The organism is Kineosporia sp. NBRC 101677 (genome assembly GCF_030269265.1).
GTDB lineage: Bacteria > Actinomycetota > Actinomycetes > Actinomycetales > Kineosporiaceae > Kineosporia > Kineosporia rhizophila.
In genome coordinates, this window is sequence record NZ_BSTA01000007.1 from 431606 (window position 1) to 445633 (window position 14028).

Consider the following 14028-nt stretch of genomic DNA (forward strand, 5'->3'; position numbering starts at 1 on the left):
CACAGGGTCATGGAGGTGGCAGATGGCAGACGATCCGACCGCCGGCGCGGCGGTGTCGGAGAAGGGGGGCGCAACCGTGCGCACGCTCCCCGACGGGCCCCCCGACGGCGACGGCCTCACCGTCCGCCAGCGGCGGGTGCTGGAGACCATCCGGGAGACCGTCGACCGGCGCGGCTACCCGCCCACCATGCGCGAGATCGGCGAGGCGGTGGGCCTGACCAGCCCCAGCAGCGTTGCGCACCAGCTGTCCAGCCTGGAGAAGAAGGGGTTCGTCCGGCGCGACCCGAACCGTCCCCGGGCGATCGAGGTGATCATGCCGGGCGAGCGCCAGGCCGCCTCACCGCAGTTCGCGGACGAGAACGGCAACCGCGACACCCAGCCCTCGCCGTCCTACGTGCCCCTGGTCGGCCGGATCGCCGCCGGTGGCCCGATCCTGGCCGAGCAGGCGGTGGAGGACGTCTTCGCCCTGCCCCGTCAGCTGGTCGGTGACGGCGAGCTGTTCCTGCTCAAGGTCGTCGGGGACTCGATGATCGACGCGGCGATCTGCGACGGCGACCTGGTCGCGGTCCGCCGTCAGCCGGTGGCCGAGAACGGCGAGGTGGTCGCGGCGATGATCGACGGCGAGGCCACGGTGAAGACGTTCAAGCGGAAGGACGGCGACATCTGGCTGCTGCCGCACAACGAGGCCTACAAGCCGATCCCGGGTAACGACGCGACGATCCTGGGCCGCGTGGTCGCGGTCATGCGTCGCGTCTGAGAGCCCGGAGGCCGCAACAGCGCCGCCACAAGGTCGCAGCAGCACTGCCGCACACCCGAACGGCGCCCGCACGGAAGCGGGCGCACAAGAACCGGAGCCGGTTCCGCCTGGCCTGCGCGGAGCCGGCTTCGTGACGTCTGCAGGCGGCCCGGTGTTCGATATATCACCGGCTCCGAACAGGGGACCGACAGCTGGACCAGGCCGTTCCGACCAGGTCGGCACGCTACTGTCTCCGGACGTCAAAAGTGTTTCGGGCCTGGGAACCGACGGTGACGTGACCGTTGCCCCGCCCCAGGCGGCTAAGAGACCGATCCGGATTCCTCACCGGCTCGGCCGGACAGGAAGGATCGAGCAGTGACCGATCCCGTTCTCGACCTCACGGTCGTCGAACTCGACTCGGCCGTTCGCGCCGTGGTCGCCCGTCAGCTGCGGGTCCCCGCCGACGGTCTGCCCGACGAGCTCCCCGCGGTGCTCGACACCGACGAGGCCTCGCGCCCCCGGCTGCTGAACGCGATGGGTGAGGCCCTGGACGTGACCTTCCCCGACGACTTCCTCGACGGCGTCACCACCATCGACGAGCTGACCAGCGCGGTCCGGGTCTCCCTGCGGGCCTGAGGCTCAGGCGTCCTCGGCCGCCCCGTCGATCCGCCGCAGGGCCTCGAGCACGACCTTCTTGTCGGTCGTGGTCCAGAACGGCGGCAGCGAGGCGCGCAGGAACCCGCCGTACCGGGCCGTGGCCAGACGGGGGTCCAGCACGGCCACCACGCCCTTGTCGCCCGATGAGCGGATCAGCCGGCCGACGCCCTGGGCCAGCCGGAGGGCGGCGTGGGTGGCCGCGATCGACATGAACCCGTTGCCCCCGGCCTTGGCCACCGCCCGCTGACGGGCGGAGGCCAGCGGGTCGTCCGGGCGGGGGAACGGGATCCGGTCCACCACGACCAGCTGGCACGAGGGCCCCGGCACGTCCACGCCCTGCCAGAGGGTCAGGGTGCCGAACAGGCAGGTGCGCGGATCCGCCGCGAACTCCTTGACCAGGGTGTTCATGCTGTCGTCGCCCTGGCACAGGATCGGCACGTCGAGCCGGTCGCGCAGTTCCTCGGCGGCGGCCTCGGCCGCCCGCCGCGAGGAGAACAGCCCGAGCGTGCGCCCTCCGGAAGCCCTGATCAGCTCTTCCAGCTCGTCCATGGCCTGCGGCGACGTGCCGTCCCGGCCGGGCTGGGGCAGGTGCTTGGCCAGGTAGAGGATGCCTTGCTTGGGGTAGTCGAACGGGCTGCCCACGTCGAGGCCCGTCCACTCGGGTGCGCCCTCTCCCCCGAGGCCCACCGAACCGGCCGCCGAGTCGAAGGTGCCGCCCAACGTCAGCGTGGCCGAGGTGAGCACCACCGTGCGGTCGGCGAACAACCGCTCGCGCAGAAGCCCGGCCACCGACAGCGGCGCCACGTGCAGCCCGACCCGCTCACCCCCGTCCGGGCGCCGGGTTCGGGAGATCCAGACCACGTCGTAGGCCTGGGCCTGGGCGGCGGCCGAGATCAGCCGCTCGGCCACGTCGAAGACCTCGGTGACCGCGGCCCGGGCGACCTGCAGGGCTCCGTCGCCCTCACCGCCCTTGTCGTCCTTGGCCAGCTGCTGGATCGACGAGACCACGGCCCGGGCCGTGTCGCGGACCTGGGACACCGCGGCCAGAAGGCCCTCCGGCACCGCGTTCTCGAACCGCCCTGCGGGCAGCCCCTCGAGCACGCCCTCCAGCGTCTCGCCGGCGACCTCGAGCATCGTGGTGTCACCGACGCCGACCCGACGGGCCCCCCGGGCCGCGGACTCCACCATCGAGGCCGTCATCTCGTCGGTGGTCACCGACGTCACCCGGTCGGCGAACTCGTGGGCCTCGTCCAGCACCAGCACCTCGTGCTCGGGCAGCATCGAGCGGCCCTCGAACGAGTCGATCGCCACCAGCGCGTGGTTCGTGACCACGATGTCCACCTCGCGGGCGCGTTCCCGGGCCAGCTCGACGTGGCACTCCCCGGCCATCGGGCAGCGGGAGGCGCCCAGGCACTCGTGGGCACTGACCGAGACCTGGCGCCAGGCCTTCTCCGAGACCCCGGGCACGAGCTCGTCCCGGTCTCCGGTGCGGGTGGTCTCGGCCCATTCGCGCAGCCGCACCACCTCACGGCCGAGCTTGCTCGCGGCCGCGCTGTAGGTGACGCCGGTGGCGGGCGCCGGGTGGTTCACCGCCTTGTCGGCCTGGTCCAGCACCGGGAGCTCGGCCGGGGAGTCGAACAGCGTGTCGTCGTCCGGGAAGCCGCCCGCCAGCTTGTGCACGCAGACGTAGTTGCGGCGCCCCTTGACCAGCTGCCAGCTCGGCGAACGGCCGAGCTCACCGGTCAGTGCCCCGGCCAGGCGCGGCAGGTCACGCTCGACGATCTGCGCCTGCAGGGCGAGCGTGGCCGTCGAGATCACCACCGGGCGCTCGCTGTTCACTGCCTTCTTGGCCGCCGGGACCAGGTAGCCGAGCGACTTGCCGGTGCCGGTGCCGGCCTGGACCAGCAGGTGCCGCCGGGCGTTGATCGCCTCGTCGACCGCCTCGGCCATCTGCACCTGGCCCTCGCGCGGGGAGCCACCGATCTCCGAGACCGCGGCGGCGAGCAGCTTGGCCACCCGGCGGCGGCGCTTCCTGGGCGCCCCTCCGGCCGGTTGCCCGGCCTCCTCCTCGAGCTGCTCGTCCGGCTCGGGATCGGGGGTGGAAGCCATCGGACCAGCCTAACGGGCCGTACTCCAAAGACCTGAATATGGGACTCTGCGCCCCGGCAAACCGCCCCCGTACTGCACCTTTGTCTTTAGCTTGACCTTCAACCATCAAACCGCGGTGGGGCGGTCTCGCGCGGAACAGGCGGAGGAGCGAGCGGATGAGCACCACCAGGCGTTTGGGAGCGGCAGTAAACCGTTCCAGTCGACGGCATCTCGACTGCCGGCACGAATCCTGGAGGGCTACCGCGGTGACGACCCCCGGCGCGCGGGCTCCAGGGAGTCGCGAGCCCGAGGGGATACTTTCCTGGACGCTCGACGCAGAGGACGCGGCGATGGTGCCGCGGGTACGCCGCCTGGTGATGGCGGCTCTGCGCAGCCGGGCGGCGGACGACTGTGACGAGGCCGAGTTCGACGCCGCCGAGGTGGTGGTGGCGGAACTGCTGAACAACACCTTCGCCCACACCCCGGGCCCGGCCTGGATCGCCCTGAGCTGGGACGGCCCGCATCCCCTGGTCAGCGTCGCCGACCTCGGGCCGGGATTCGGCGACCGCCCGGAACTGCTCGACGAGCAGAGCCGGCTGGTCCCCTCGCTGCCCGAGGACGCGCTGTCCGAGCACGGACGCGGGCTCTACCTGGTCGCTGAGCTCACCCACGACCTGGTGGTGACTCCGCGCCCGACCGGCGGTTCCGTGGTCTCGGTGACGCTGCGACTGCATCGCCGCCGATGACCACGGAACCGGTGCGGTTCAGGAAGCCGCGACTTCCTGCCGGTACGGCTCCAGCACGTGGGCCATGCCGGCGCTGACCCGGGCACTGATCCGCGTGCCCTCGGCCACGTGCTCGGACGAGAGGATCTCGCCGCGCTCGTGGATCTTGCTGACCAGATCGCCGCGGTCGTAGGGCACCAGCACCTCGACCTGCACGTCCGGGCGGGGCAGCTCGTCCTGGATCAGGTCGAGCAGTTTGTCGATCCCCTCACCGGTGCGCGCCGACACCGCGATCACCTGCGACTCGCGCAGGATCAGCCGGTCGATCACCTCCGGGTCGGCCGCGTCGATCTTGTTGATGACGACGATCTCCTTGGGGACGTCGCCCTTCAGTTCCGCCAGCACCGAGCGGACCGCGGTGATCTGGCTCTCCGGGTCTGGGTGGCTGCCGTCGACCACGTGCAGCAGCAGGTCGGAGTCGCCGACCTCCTCCAGCGTGGAGCGGAAGGCCTCGACCAGCTGGGTGGGCAGGCTCCGGACGAACCCGACCGTGTCGGCCAGGGTGAACTCGCGCCCGTCCGGCGTGGCCGCCCGGCGGATGGTCGGGTCCAGGGTGGCGAACAGGGCGTTCTCGACCAGCACGCCGGCCCCGGTGAGCCGGTTGAGCAGGCTGGACTTGCCGGCGTTGGTGTAACCGGCGATCGCCACGCTCGGGACGGCGTTACGGCGACGGGAGTCGCGCATCGTCACCCGGGACGTCTTCATCTCGGCGATCTCACGGCGCAGCTTGGCCATCTTGGCGCGGATGCGCCGCCGGTCGAGCTCGATCTTCGTCTCACCCGGACCACGCGAGCCCATGCCGTTACCGGCTCCCACCTGACCACCGGCCTGGCGGGACATCGACTCACCCCAACCGCGCAGACGCGGCAGCAGGTACTCGTACTGGGCGAGCTCGACCTGTGCCTTGCCCTCCTTGGACTTGGCGTGCTGGGCGAAGATGTCGAGGATCAGCGCGGTGCGGTCGATGACCTTGACCTTCACCACGTCCTCCAGGCCACGCCGCTGGGAGGGCGAGAGCTCGCCGTCGCACACGACCGTGTCGGCGCCGGTGGCGTCGACGATCCCGCGCAGCTCCTCGGCCTTGCCCTTGCCCAGGTAGGTGCCCGGGTCGGGTGAGGTACGACGCTGCAGGACACCGTCCAGCACCTGCGACCCGGCCGTCTCGGCCAGGGCCGCGAGCTCCCGGATCGAGTTCTCCGCGTCGGTGGTGCTCCCGCTGGTCCAGACCCCGGCGAGGACGACCTTCTCAAGTCGCAGCTGCCGGTACTCGACCTCGGTGACGTCCTCGAGCTCGGTCGACAACCCGGAAACTCGGCGCAGCGCCTGGCGGTCGGCCAGGTCGGTCTGGTCCCCGTCGTGCTCGCCCCAGCGGGTGTTCCCGTCGGCGAGTGCGGTTCCCTGCCGGGACAGGATGCGCTCGACGGCGTCGCTACGGTCGGCAGTGCTGCGATCCTTGATACTCAGAGCATCCTCCGTTGGTCGGTCTGGCTGGGCTTACGACATCCAGCCTTGCATGTCAACACGGCGGTGGCCAGCGAGATTCCCGCCCATGGTGAAGAGGGCCGGTGCGGGGGCCTACGCTTTGCCAGCGATGACCAGCGAATCTTCTGAGGCGGCCGAGCCCGGCGCCCACTACTTCCGTACGCCGAAAGAGGCCTCCGCCCGCCAGGAGGTCGAGATCATGCTGGCCGGGCGCGAGGTCAAGGTGACCACGGCCGGCGGCGTGTTCAGCGGGGACCGCATCGACCTGGGCACCCGGGTGCTCCTGCGGGAGGTCCCGCCTCCGCCCCCCGAGGGCGATCTGCTCGATCTGGGCTGTGGCTGGGGGCCGATCGCGCTTACCCAGGCCCTGCTCTCGCCCGCCGCCTCGGTGTGGGCGGTCGACGTGAACGAACTGGCGCTCGAGCTCACCGGTCTCAACGCCCGTCGGGCGGGGGCTGCTGGGGTACGCACGGCCACCCCGGACAAGGTGCCGGACGACGTACGTTTCGCCGCGATCTGGTCGAATCCGCCGATCCGCGTGGGTAAGCAGGAACTGCACGCCATGCTGCTGCACTGGCTCCCCCGGCTGCTGCCGGAGGCGTCGGCGCACCTGGTGGTGCAACGCAACCTGGGCGCCGACTCCCTGCACGGCTGGTTGCAGACGCAGCTTCCCGGGGGATGGTCGGTGGTGCGCGCGGGTAGCGCGAAGGGTTACCGGGTCTTGCGGGTCACCGCTCCTGCGTCGAATTGAAGACGCTCGTGGGCCTCGAACGCTGAGAGGCCGGGTCGGTGGGGTGGTTGGCTTTCGCCGACCCCACCGACCCGCTGCCTGACTTCAGACCAGTTCGCCGTCCGCCACGATCACCGCAGGGCCGGACAACTTGGCCGAATCACCCTCGCTCGCCGTGCCTTCCGCGTCGACGTAGAGCGTTCCACCGGGCACGTCCACCCGCCAGTGGTCAGGCGCCAGGTCGCCACCCCAGGCCCGGGCGGCCAGCGCCGCAGCCACGGTTCCGGTGCCGCACGAACGGGTTTCCCCCGAGCCGCGCTCGTGCACCCGCATTTTCAGATGGCCGAGGTCGGACAGCACGCTCTGGTCGTGCAGCGGCACCACGATCTCGACGTTAGTGCCGTTCGGCGGAGCGGGGTCGACGATCGGAGCGACCGAGAGGTCGAGGGCCTCGAGCGTCTCGACGTCGGGCAGGGCGACCACGACGTGCGGATTGCTCAGCGCCACCGAGAGACCGGGCAGCGGGGGTAGCCCGGGGAAGGTGACCTTCACGTCGCTACCGGCAGCCACGGCCGGCGGCCCCCCTGCGACCTTCCAGGCGCCCAGGTCGACGGTGAACAGCTCACCGCGGCGCCGCACCGGCATCACGCCACCCCGGGTGGCGATCCGCACATCCTCGCCGTCTTCCAGCTGGACCCAGCCCCGACGCAGAAGGTGTGCCACGAAGACCCGGCTGCCGTTGCCGCACATCTCGGCCGCGCTGCCGTCCGAGTTCCAGTAGTCCATGAACCACTCGGCGCTCGGGTCCTGCCCCGCCGCCGCGCTGCGCACAACGCGGATCACTCCGTCGGCGCCCAGCCCGGCCCGCCGGTCGGCGAGACGGCGGATCAGTTCCGGCGTCAGGTCGATCCCACCGTCGGGGTCGTCGAGAAGCACGAAGTCGTTCTCCGTGCCGTGGCCTTTCGCGAAAGTGGTCACGAGGTAAGGCTACGCGTGCTCGAGACGGCCTCGACCGCCCGCTGCCGCAGATCCGCGGCGTCGTAGGGCAGCCAGGTGACCCGCTCGTCCCGACGGAACCAGGACTCCTGACGCCGGGCGAACTTCCGCGTGGTGTTCACGGTGTCGACCTGAGCCTCCACCTCGTCCAGCTCGCCCTCGAGCATCCGCAGCACCTGGGCGTAGCCGAGCGCCCGGGGAGCCGTCCGGCCGTCGAGCAACCCCTCGGACACCAGCCGTACCGTCTCCTCGACCAGGCCTTCGCGCCACATCCGGACCACCCGGGCGGCGATCCGGTCGTCCAGCTCCTCGCGCGGGGCCGCCAGCCCGATCTGCACGGCCGGCACGTCGTACTCCGGCTTGGGCAGGGTGGCACTGAACGGCCGGCCGGTCAGCTCGATGACCTCCAACGCCCGGACGATGCGACGCAGGTTGGTCGGCAGGATGGCGATCGCCGCCGCCGGGTCCTTCTCGGCCAGGCGCCGGTGCATCTCGGCCGCCCCGGCCTGCTCGCCCTCCCGCTCCAGGCGCAGCCTCACGCGGGGGTCGGTGGGCGGGATCTCGAGCTGGTCGAGCACCGCCCGCACGTACAGTCCCGAGCCCCCCGCCAGGATCGGCGTCTTACCCCGGGCCAGGATGTCGTCGCGCGCAGCCCGCGCATCGCGCTGGTACGCAGCCAGGCTCGCCTCTTCGGTCACGTCGAGCACGTCGAGCACGTGATGCGGCACGCCGCGCCGGTCGGCGACCGGCAGCTTGGCCGTGCCGATGTCCATGCCTCGGTACAGCTGCATCGCATCGGCGTTGATCACCTCGCCGTCGAGCGCCTCGGCGAGATCCAGGGCGAGGTCGGACTTGCCGGTGGCGGTCGCCCCCACCACGGCCACGATCAGCGCGGGGGTGGCGGCTGCGTTCGTCTCGCTCATGCCCCGAACCGCCAGTCGGCGACCAGGTAGGCGACCCCGAAGGGGGCCGCGTCGTAACGCATCGCGGCCGCCGCCGAGCCGGGCCCGTCGAGCGCCCCCGCGATCACCTGCCAGCCGGCCCGGCCGACACAGCCCAGCTCGTCGGCCAGGGCCGGGTCGAGAGCCGCCAGGGCGTCCGGATCGACGCTGGTCAGGGCCTTGACCACCTCAGCGTCGAAGGCCTCGGCCCGCGGATCCTCGAACCCGGGCGAGCGCACCCCCCGCCGGTTGCTGCCGTCGCCCAGCACCAGCCAGGCCGAGTCCGGGCCGGCCTGCTGCTCGAGCGAGTGCCCCAGCTCGAGGCAGTCGGGTACGGAGGCGGTGGTGCACACCTCCTGCAGGATGAGCCGTCCGCTCCAGCCGGCCCGCTCCAGCAGCCACCGGGCAATGGTCAGCGACGAGGGAAGTTCCGGCGCGGTCGGCGCATGGCTCCGCGGCGCCTCGACGGCCACGCCGAACCCGGCCAGCGTGCCCCACTCCTCGGACGAGTGCCGCCACGTCCGCTCCCCCGGCCCGACAACCACGAGAGTCTGCGGCGCCGCCTCGAGCAGGCCGGACACCACCTGGTCGCAAGCCGCCAGCAGAGGACCGGTCAGGGCGGGCACCGAGACCCCGGCCCCGGCGGCCATGCCCGCGCTGTCTTCGACCGCACCGTTCTGAAGGGCGGTGCTTTCTGCGACGGGTGGCGCGCCCCCGGGCGGCTGCGTGCTTCGGGTCTGGCTGTCGTCGGCGCCGGTGAGGGCCGGGACGAGCAAGGGTGGACAAGGCACGAAGGCAGCGGCGAGCACCCCCCGACCCTAAACCCGGCAGCGCCGACGCGGACCGTGATGACGTGGGTGTGCGCTGACCGCAGAACTCGCGCGGGGCACGCAGACGGCCTCGGCTTTCCGTGACCGGCCGGCCGTGAGCGAGCGGCGCTGGACGGGCTCCAGTCATGACCCCGCAACCACCAGGCCCCCGGTCACCGCCTCGGTCACCACCCCAATCACCACCCCCGGTCACCACCCCCGGTCACCACCCCCGGTCACCACCCCCGGTCACCACCCCGGTCACCACCCCGGTCACCACCCCGGTCACCACCCCAGGTCGCCGTCCCCGGTCCCCCGACTGTGGGCCCTTAGTCACCGTCCCTCAGTCACCAAACCCCCCGGTCATCGGGCCTTCGGTCAGTAGCTCTTCAGCCAGCAGACTCTCCGTCGTCAGCCCTTGGGCAGGCAGCGCAGCGGGCGACCTGCGCTGAGAGCTCATCCCAGTGCGGTGTGGGAACGCCGCCGCGAGCGCTGCATGCACCGCCGCCGTGGCCCCACCCAGCTGGGCGGGCAGCCCGGCAGAGGTCTTCCCGTCAATGACCGAGATCACGCACCCCGCCGCGCATCTCGCCGTTGGCCACCCGGACGCCCGGGCAGGGCCATTCCCTTCTGCCGGATCTCGGCCGGTGGGTGGCAGCGGTGCGCCAACAGCGCCTCGAGGTTTGGAGCATCTGTGAACGGACCAACCGCGGCGGTTTTCGGAAACGCTTGGCTAGCGGGACCTTGTGCAGCTCGGTCAGCTGATCAGGCCGAGGCGGCTCAGGATGGCGACGGCTTCGGCGCGGCCTGAGGCGCTGAGTTTGGCCAGGACGTTGGAGACGTGCACGCTGGCCGTCTTTTCGCTGATGTAGAGACGTTCACCGATTGCCCGGTTGGTCAGGCCAGCTGCTACCAGGCTCATCACCTCCTGCTCGCGTGGGGTGAGACTGGGTGCGGTGCGGACGGCACTGTCTGCGGCCTCGGACTCGGGCGCGGACTTGGTCTGCTCGGCGTTGGCGGTGGGGAGGCCGCTGGTGCTCGGAAGACCAGGCGCGTGCTCCGGCTTGACTGCGACTGAGGTGGCCGGGGATTGCGAAGAGGTGTCTCGGCCGTAGGAATTCCGTTGGTTGGCTGCCTCGGTGGCGGGTACCGACGCGTGGGCAGGTCGAGCTTCGGCCGGCATTTGAGCGTCGCCCGATGAGCTACCAGCAGGCAGGCCGTCTACGGGCAGGCTGGGCAAGGTCAGCCCGGTCTGCTGGGCCAGGTCTTCGAGTCTGCGCAGCAGGGGGCGGGCGCCGAGCCGGCTGGCTGTGCGGTGGGCCAGGAGGATCTGCTCGTCGGCCTCTGCCCGGCAGCCTTCTCTGACGAGGGCGCCGGCGGCACGCCAGCGGGCGCGGGCAACCTCGTAGACGGAGACACTCTCGAAGGCCTCGGCCAGTTCGATCCAGCCCGTCGACCGGTCTTCGCCCTGGGCCCGAGCCCACTCCAGCTCGAGGCGGGCCAGCCAGGCCCTGCCTTCCGGGCCCATGACGCCTCGGCGCGGCAGGCCGAGGCGCCCCCGGGTTCGGCCGTCTTCGAGGAACGACTCGATCTCGGTGAAGATGGACTGCAGCCTCACCTGGTCCCCCGCCGCGCGGGCCAGTTCGGCGCCGTCGGCCAGGACGCTGATGCCCCGGGCGTCGATGGCGATGCCGGACAGGTGCCAGGGCTCAGCGTCGGAGAGTACGTAGTCGAGGGCCAGCCGGGTCTGCGCCGCCGCCTCTTCCCACTGTCCGAGCCAGGCCAGTGCCTCGGCCCGGGCCGTGTGAACGACCTGTCGTTCCCAGGTGTCGTCTCCGATCACCAGCCACTCGTCGGCCCGGAGCACTTCTTCGGGATCGCGGGCGGCGACCACCGGAAGCTCGATCAGCCGCAGGTGGGTGACGAGGGACATGGGCAGACGGGTGGCCCCGGCGTCGGGCCGGACCACTTTCAGCGCGCCTTCGACGTCGCCGACGTGCCAGAGCGTGGTGATCAGCAGCCGACGGGTGTTGGCGCCGTACATGCTGGCGGCGAGGCCGTTCGCGTCGGCGACCGCGATGGCGGCCTGCAGGTCGGAGATCCCGGCGGCGAGATCGCCCTGGTCGAGGTGGTTGATCGCGATGTTGTAGAGCACCCGGACGGTGCCGGCCGTGTCGTCGGACAGTTCGGCCGCGGCCTGGGCGAGCCGGTAGGAGCGGGCCGACTCTTCGTCGCGGCGCAGCATGCCCTCGGCCACGGCCTGGGTGGTGAAGAGATCTACCTGCAAAGCAGTCATGCCGAGGGCCTCGGACTCGGCCAGGGCCGGCAGCACCGCCTTGATCGCGTCGCCCGGCTCACCGAACCCCAGATGGATGCGCGCCACCATGGCCCAGGCCAGTGCCCGGGCCGGGGAGGGAGCGTCGCTGTCGGTCAGTTCGCCGATGACCCGCATGGCGTGCTCGCGGGCCTCACGGGGACGGTCGACCAGGTAGGTGTGCAGGGAGAGCGAGGCCCGGGCCTTCGCCGCGGCCGCGAAGTCGCCCGCCGCCTCGGCCTCCTGAGTGGCCGCAGCGGCCAAGCCGACCGCGCGATCGTGAAGACCCGCGTCACTGGCCACGTCTGCAGCGCGCAGACTGACCTCGTCACGCGGAATACGTTCGGAGCGCTGTTCTTCAGGGACGACATCCCACAGTTGCAGCGCTTGCTCGTAGTGCTGCAGGGCCTCGGCCGGTGCGTTGCCCCGGGCCGCGAAGCGGGCGGCCTGCAGCGACGCGTTCAGAGCGCTGGGCATGTCGTTGGCTGCGAGGCTGTGCCGCGCCACTGCAGCCGCCACACCCCGGGCGCCGGGGGTGCCGATCACCGGCTTGAGCCGGGTGGCAACGGCCTTGTGGAGACGGACGCGCTCGCCCGGCAACAGATCTGAGTAGACAGCTTCTTGCAGGAGCGCGTGACGGAAGCGGTAGCGATCCATCTCTTCGGGCACCAGCACCTGCTGGGCGATGGCCTCACGCAGGGCCAGCTCGAGGTCGTCGCCGCTGAGCGGGGCGCTGGTGTCGTCGCCACCCGCGACTGCACGCAGCAGCGAGTCCTCGATGCGGGCCGAGCCGAGGACCGATGCCAGCCGCACGACTCGCTGAGCAGGTTCGGACAGCTGCTCCAGCCGCTCGAGCAGAAGGTCGGTCAGCCCTTCCGGCAGCCGGCCGTCTTCACCAGCAGCCAGAATTTCTTGTGCGTAGTAAGGGTTTCCGGCCGACCGGGCAACGATGCGCCGCAGAAGGGCCGGCTTCACCGGAGAGCCGCTGACGCCTGCCAGCAAGTCTGCCAGCTCAGCTCCGGACAAGGGAGGAAGGTGCATCTGCTCGACGCGGGGCAGCCTGGCCAGCTCGCCCATGAGCGGTCGCAGCGGATGACGGCGGTGCAGGTCGTCGTTCCGGACGCTGGCCAGCACCAGAAGGCGATCGGGCCCGAGCCGGCTGAACAGGAACCGGATCAGGTCGCGGGTGGAAGCGTCGGCCCAGTGCAGGTCTTCGAGGACCAGGAGCACTGGAGCGACCTCTCCCGAGATACGGCCCAGCAGATGGGTTACCGACTCGAACAGGGCCAGACGGTCCAGCCCGGCCTCACCGAGACTGCGCGGTGCGGCATCCGTAGCCGAACCAATGATCTGGGCGAGGCCAGGTCGCTCGGCCGCCACCTCCCGGACGACCTGGGCGACGCCCTGCTGGGCGATACCGTCCCGCTCTCCCCACCGGAGCGGTTGCGACAAGGCCTCAGCGAACGGCAGATAGGGCAGCGACCCCATGCCCAGGTCGACGCACCGCCCGGTGAGCACCTGGAAGCCGGTGGCCGCAGCATGGTGGCCGGCCTCGACGATGGTGCGGGTCTTGCCCACCCCGGCATCGCCACCGATGATCACGCCGGTGGCGGTACCGGAGAGAGCCAGAGCCATCAGCTCGCGCAGGCGCTCGAGCTGGCCGACTCGGGCGACGAACGGCGCGGCAGAACCGACGAAAGCCACGTGATCCATCGTGTCACCATTCCTCCGGACTGCGCCTGCGACTTTTCCTGACCGACCGGCTGCCAGTGACGGTGCTGCGCCTCAGCCAGCAGGCGCGCCTCGCGGTAGCGCATCTCGGCCTCGGCAAAGCTCTCCAGACGCTGGTACGGCAGCGACACCCCCTGGGTACGGGCGGCCGTTGTGCCGACTCGCAGTTCCTGCTCGATACCGCTCCATGACGTGCGCATCTCGTACTCCCCCAGCTCGGTGGTGCTCACGATCTCTTGATGTATCCACCTTGCGGCTAAGGCCCGGGGAGCCGGATCGGGCGATCACGCACCGTCCGGCGGCAACACACCTCAGATTCACGCCCGCCTGATCGGACGCCTTAGATGGGGGCCTTAGATGGGGCGACGACTCAGGGCGGGGAAGGTGACCGACGTGAACGTCGGGGGCCCGGGGTAAGGGCCAACGAAAAAACGAGGAACCGGGACAGCGTGAGTAGGTGGTGTAGCTGCGCTCAGGCCCCTACGGCTACGGCTACGGCTACGGCTACGGCTACGGCTACGGCTACGGCTACGGCTACGGGGAGGCTGAGCCATGGTGGCCGGCCACTTGTCGCGAATGCTCTTCCTTAGCGGGCTTCAGAAAAAGGGCGTTCTGCTGGTGGCGACATGAGCGCAAACGCAGTGATGGCGGCCCACACCACCCTGAGCCTTTAAGGGCTCGAGGGCGGGGGCCGCCATCACTGTCTTCAATTTTTGTCCGGCGATGTCCTACTCTCCCACACCGTAACCAGTGCAGTAC

General features: G+C 71.0%; 11 protein-coding genes. 4 read left to right on the forward strand and 7 right to left on the reverse strand.

Features of this window, described 5'->3' with window-relative positions:
- Positions 1-22: 22 nt before the first annotated feature.
- Both lexA and QSK18_RS22705 read left to right on the forward strand, forming a co-directional pair.
- Entirely contained in the window at positions 23-757 is a 735-nt protein-coding gene (lexA, locus tag QSK18_RS22700) for a transcriptional repressor LexA (RefSeq protein WP_232811869.1), read from the forward strand.
- Positions 758-1111: 354 nt separating this feature from the next.
- A complete protein-coding gene (locus QSK18_RS22705) occupies positions 1112-1372 on the forward strand; it encodes a hypothetical protein (RefSeq protein ID WP_232811868.1) in 261 nt (86 codons plus the stop codon).
- Between the two features lie 3 nt (positions 1373-1375).
- On the opposite strand, the gene QSK18_RS22710 is transcribed toward QSK18_RS22705, so the two are convergent.
- Positions 1376-3502 (reverse strand): ATP-dependent DNA helicase, encoded by a 2127-nt coding sequence (locus tag QSK18_RS22710; protein ID WP_285622931.1) that lies wholly within the window; start codon positions 3500-3502, stop codon positions 1376-1378.
- A gap of 245 nt (positions 3503-3747) precedes the next feature.
- Between QSK18_RS22710 and QSK18_RS22715 the strand changes: the two genes are divergently transcribed.
- Entirely contained in the window at positions 3748-4227 is a 480-nt protein-coding gene (locus QSK18_RS22715; RefSeq protein WP_285622934.1) for an ATP-binding protein, read from the forward strand.
- Between the two features lie 18 nt (positions 4228-4245).
- Here QSK18_RS22715 and hflX read toward each other — a convergent pair whose 3' ends face one another.
- Positions 4246-5730 (reverse strand): GTPase HflX, encoded by a 1485-nt coding sequence (gene hflX / locus QSK18_RS22720; RefSeq protein WP_502894243.1) that lies wholly within the window; start codon positions 5728-5730, stop codon positions 4246-4248.
- A gap of 127 nt (positions 5731-5857) precedes the next feature.
- On the opposite strand from hflX, the gene QSK18_RS22725 reads away from it, so the two are divergent.
- Entirely contained in the window at positions 5858-6499 is a 642-nt protein-coding gene (locus tag QSK18_RS22725; protein WP_232811864.1) for a class I SAM-dependent methyltransferase, read from the forward strand.
- 84 nt (positions 6500-6583) lie between these two features.
- On the opposite strand, the gene dapF is transcribed toward QSK18_RS22725, so the two are convergent.
- The 5 genes from dapF to QSK18_RS22750 form a co-directional block, all read right to left on the reverse strand.
- The gene (gene dapF / locus QSK18_RS22730; RefSeq protein ID WP_232811863.1) at positions 6584-7456 is read right to left on the reverse strand and encodes a diaminopimelate epimerase; all 873 of its coding nucleotides are present in this window, start codon (positions 7454-7456) and stop codon (positions 6584-6586) included.
- Positions 7453-8397: a tRNA (adenosine(37)-N6)-dimethylallyltransferase MiaA gene (gene miaA, locus QSK18_RS22735; protein WP_232811862.1), complete on the reverse strand. Its 945-nt coding sequence runs from the start codon at positions 8395-8397 to the stop codon at positions 7453-7455. Before miaA ends, dapF begins: the two co-directional genes overlap by 4 nt.
- Complete coding sequence (locus QSK18_RS22740; protein WP_232811861.1) at positions 8394-9224, reverse strand: class III extradiol ring-cleavage dioxygenase family protein; 831 nt, start codon at positions 9222-9224, stop codon at positions 8394-8396. Before QSK18_RS22740 ends, miaA begins: the two co-directional genes overlap by 4 nt.
- 757 nt (positions 9225-9981) lie before the next feature.
- Entirely contained in the window at positions 9982-13251 is a 3270-nt protein-coding gene (locus QSK18_RS22745; protein ID WP_285622943.1) for a helix-turn-helix transcriptional regulator, read from the reverse strand.
- Entirely contained in the window at positions 13173-13499 is a 327-nt protein-coding gene (locus QSK18_RS22750) for a hypothetical protein (protein ID WP_285622946.1), read from the reverse strand. Before QSK18_RS22750 ends, QSK18_RS22745 begins: the two co-directional genes overlap by 79 nt.
- Positions 13500-14028 lie beyond the last annotated feature (529 nt).

Coding starts and splice junctions, on each gene's coding strand:
- QSK18_RS22710 (WP_285622931.1), bottom strand. CDS start 3,502: ATGGCTTCCACCCCCGATCCCGAGCCGGACGAGCAGCTCGAGGAGGAG.
- QSK18_RS22725 (WP_232811864.1), top strand. CDS start 5,858: ATGACCAGCGAATCTTCTGAGGCGGCCGAGCCCGGCGCCCACTACTTC.
- QSK18_RS22745 (WP_285622943.1), bottom strand. CDS start 13,251: ATGGATCACGTGGCTTTCGTCGGTTCTGCCGCGCCGTTCGTCGCCCGA.
- miaA (WP_232811862.1), bottom strand. CDS start 8,397: ATGAGCGAGACGAACGCAGCCGCCACCCCCGCGCTGATCGTGGCCGTG.
- lexA (WP_232811869.1), top strand. CDS start 23: ATGGCAGACGATCCGACCGCCGGCGCGGCGGTGTCGGAGAAGGGGGGC.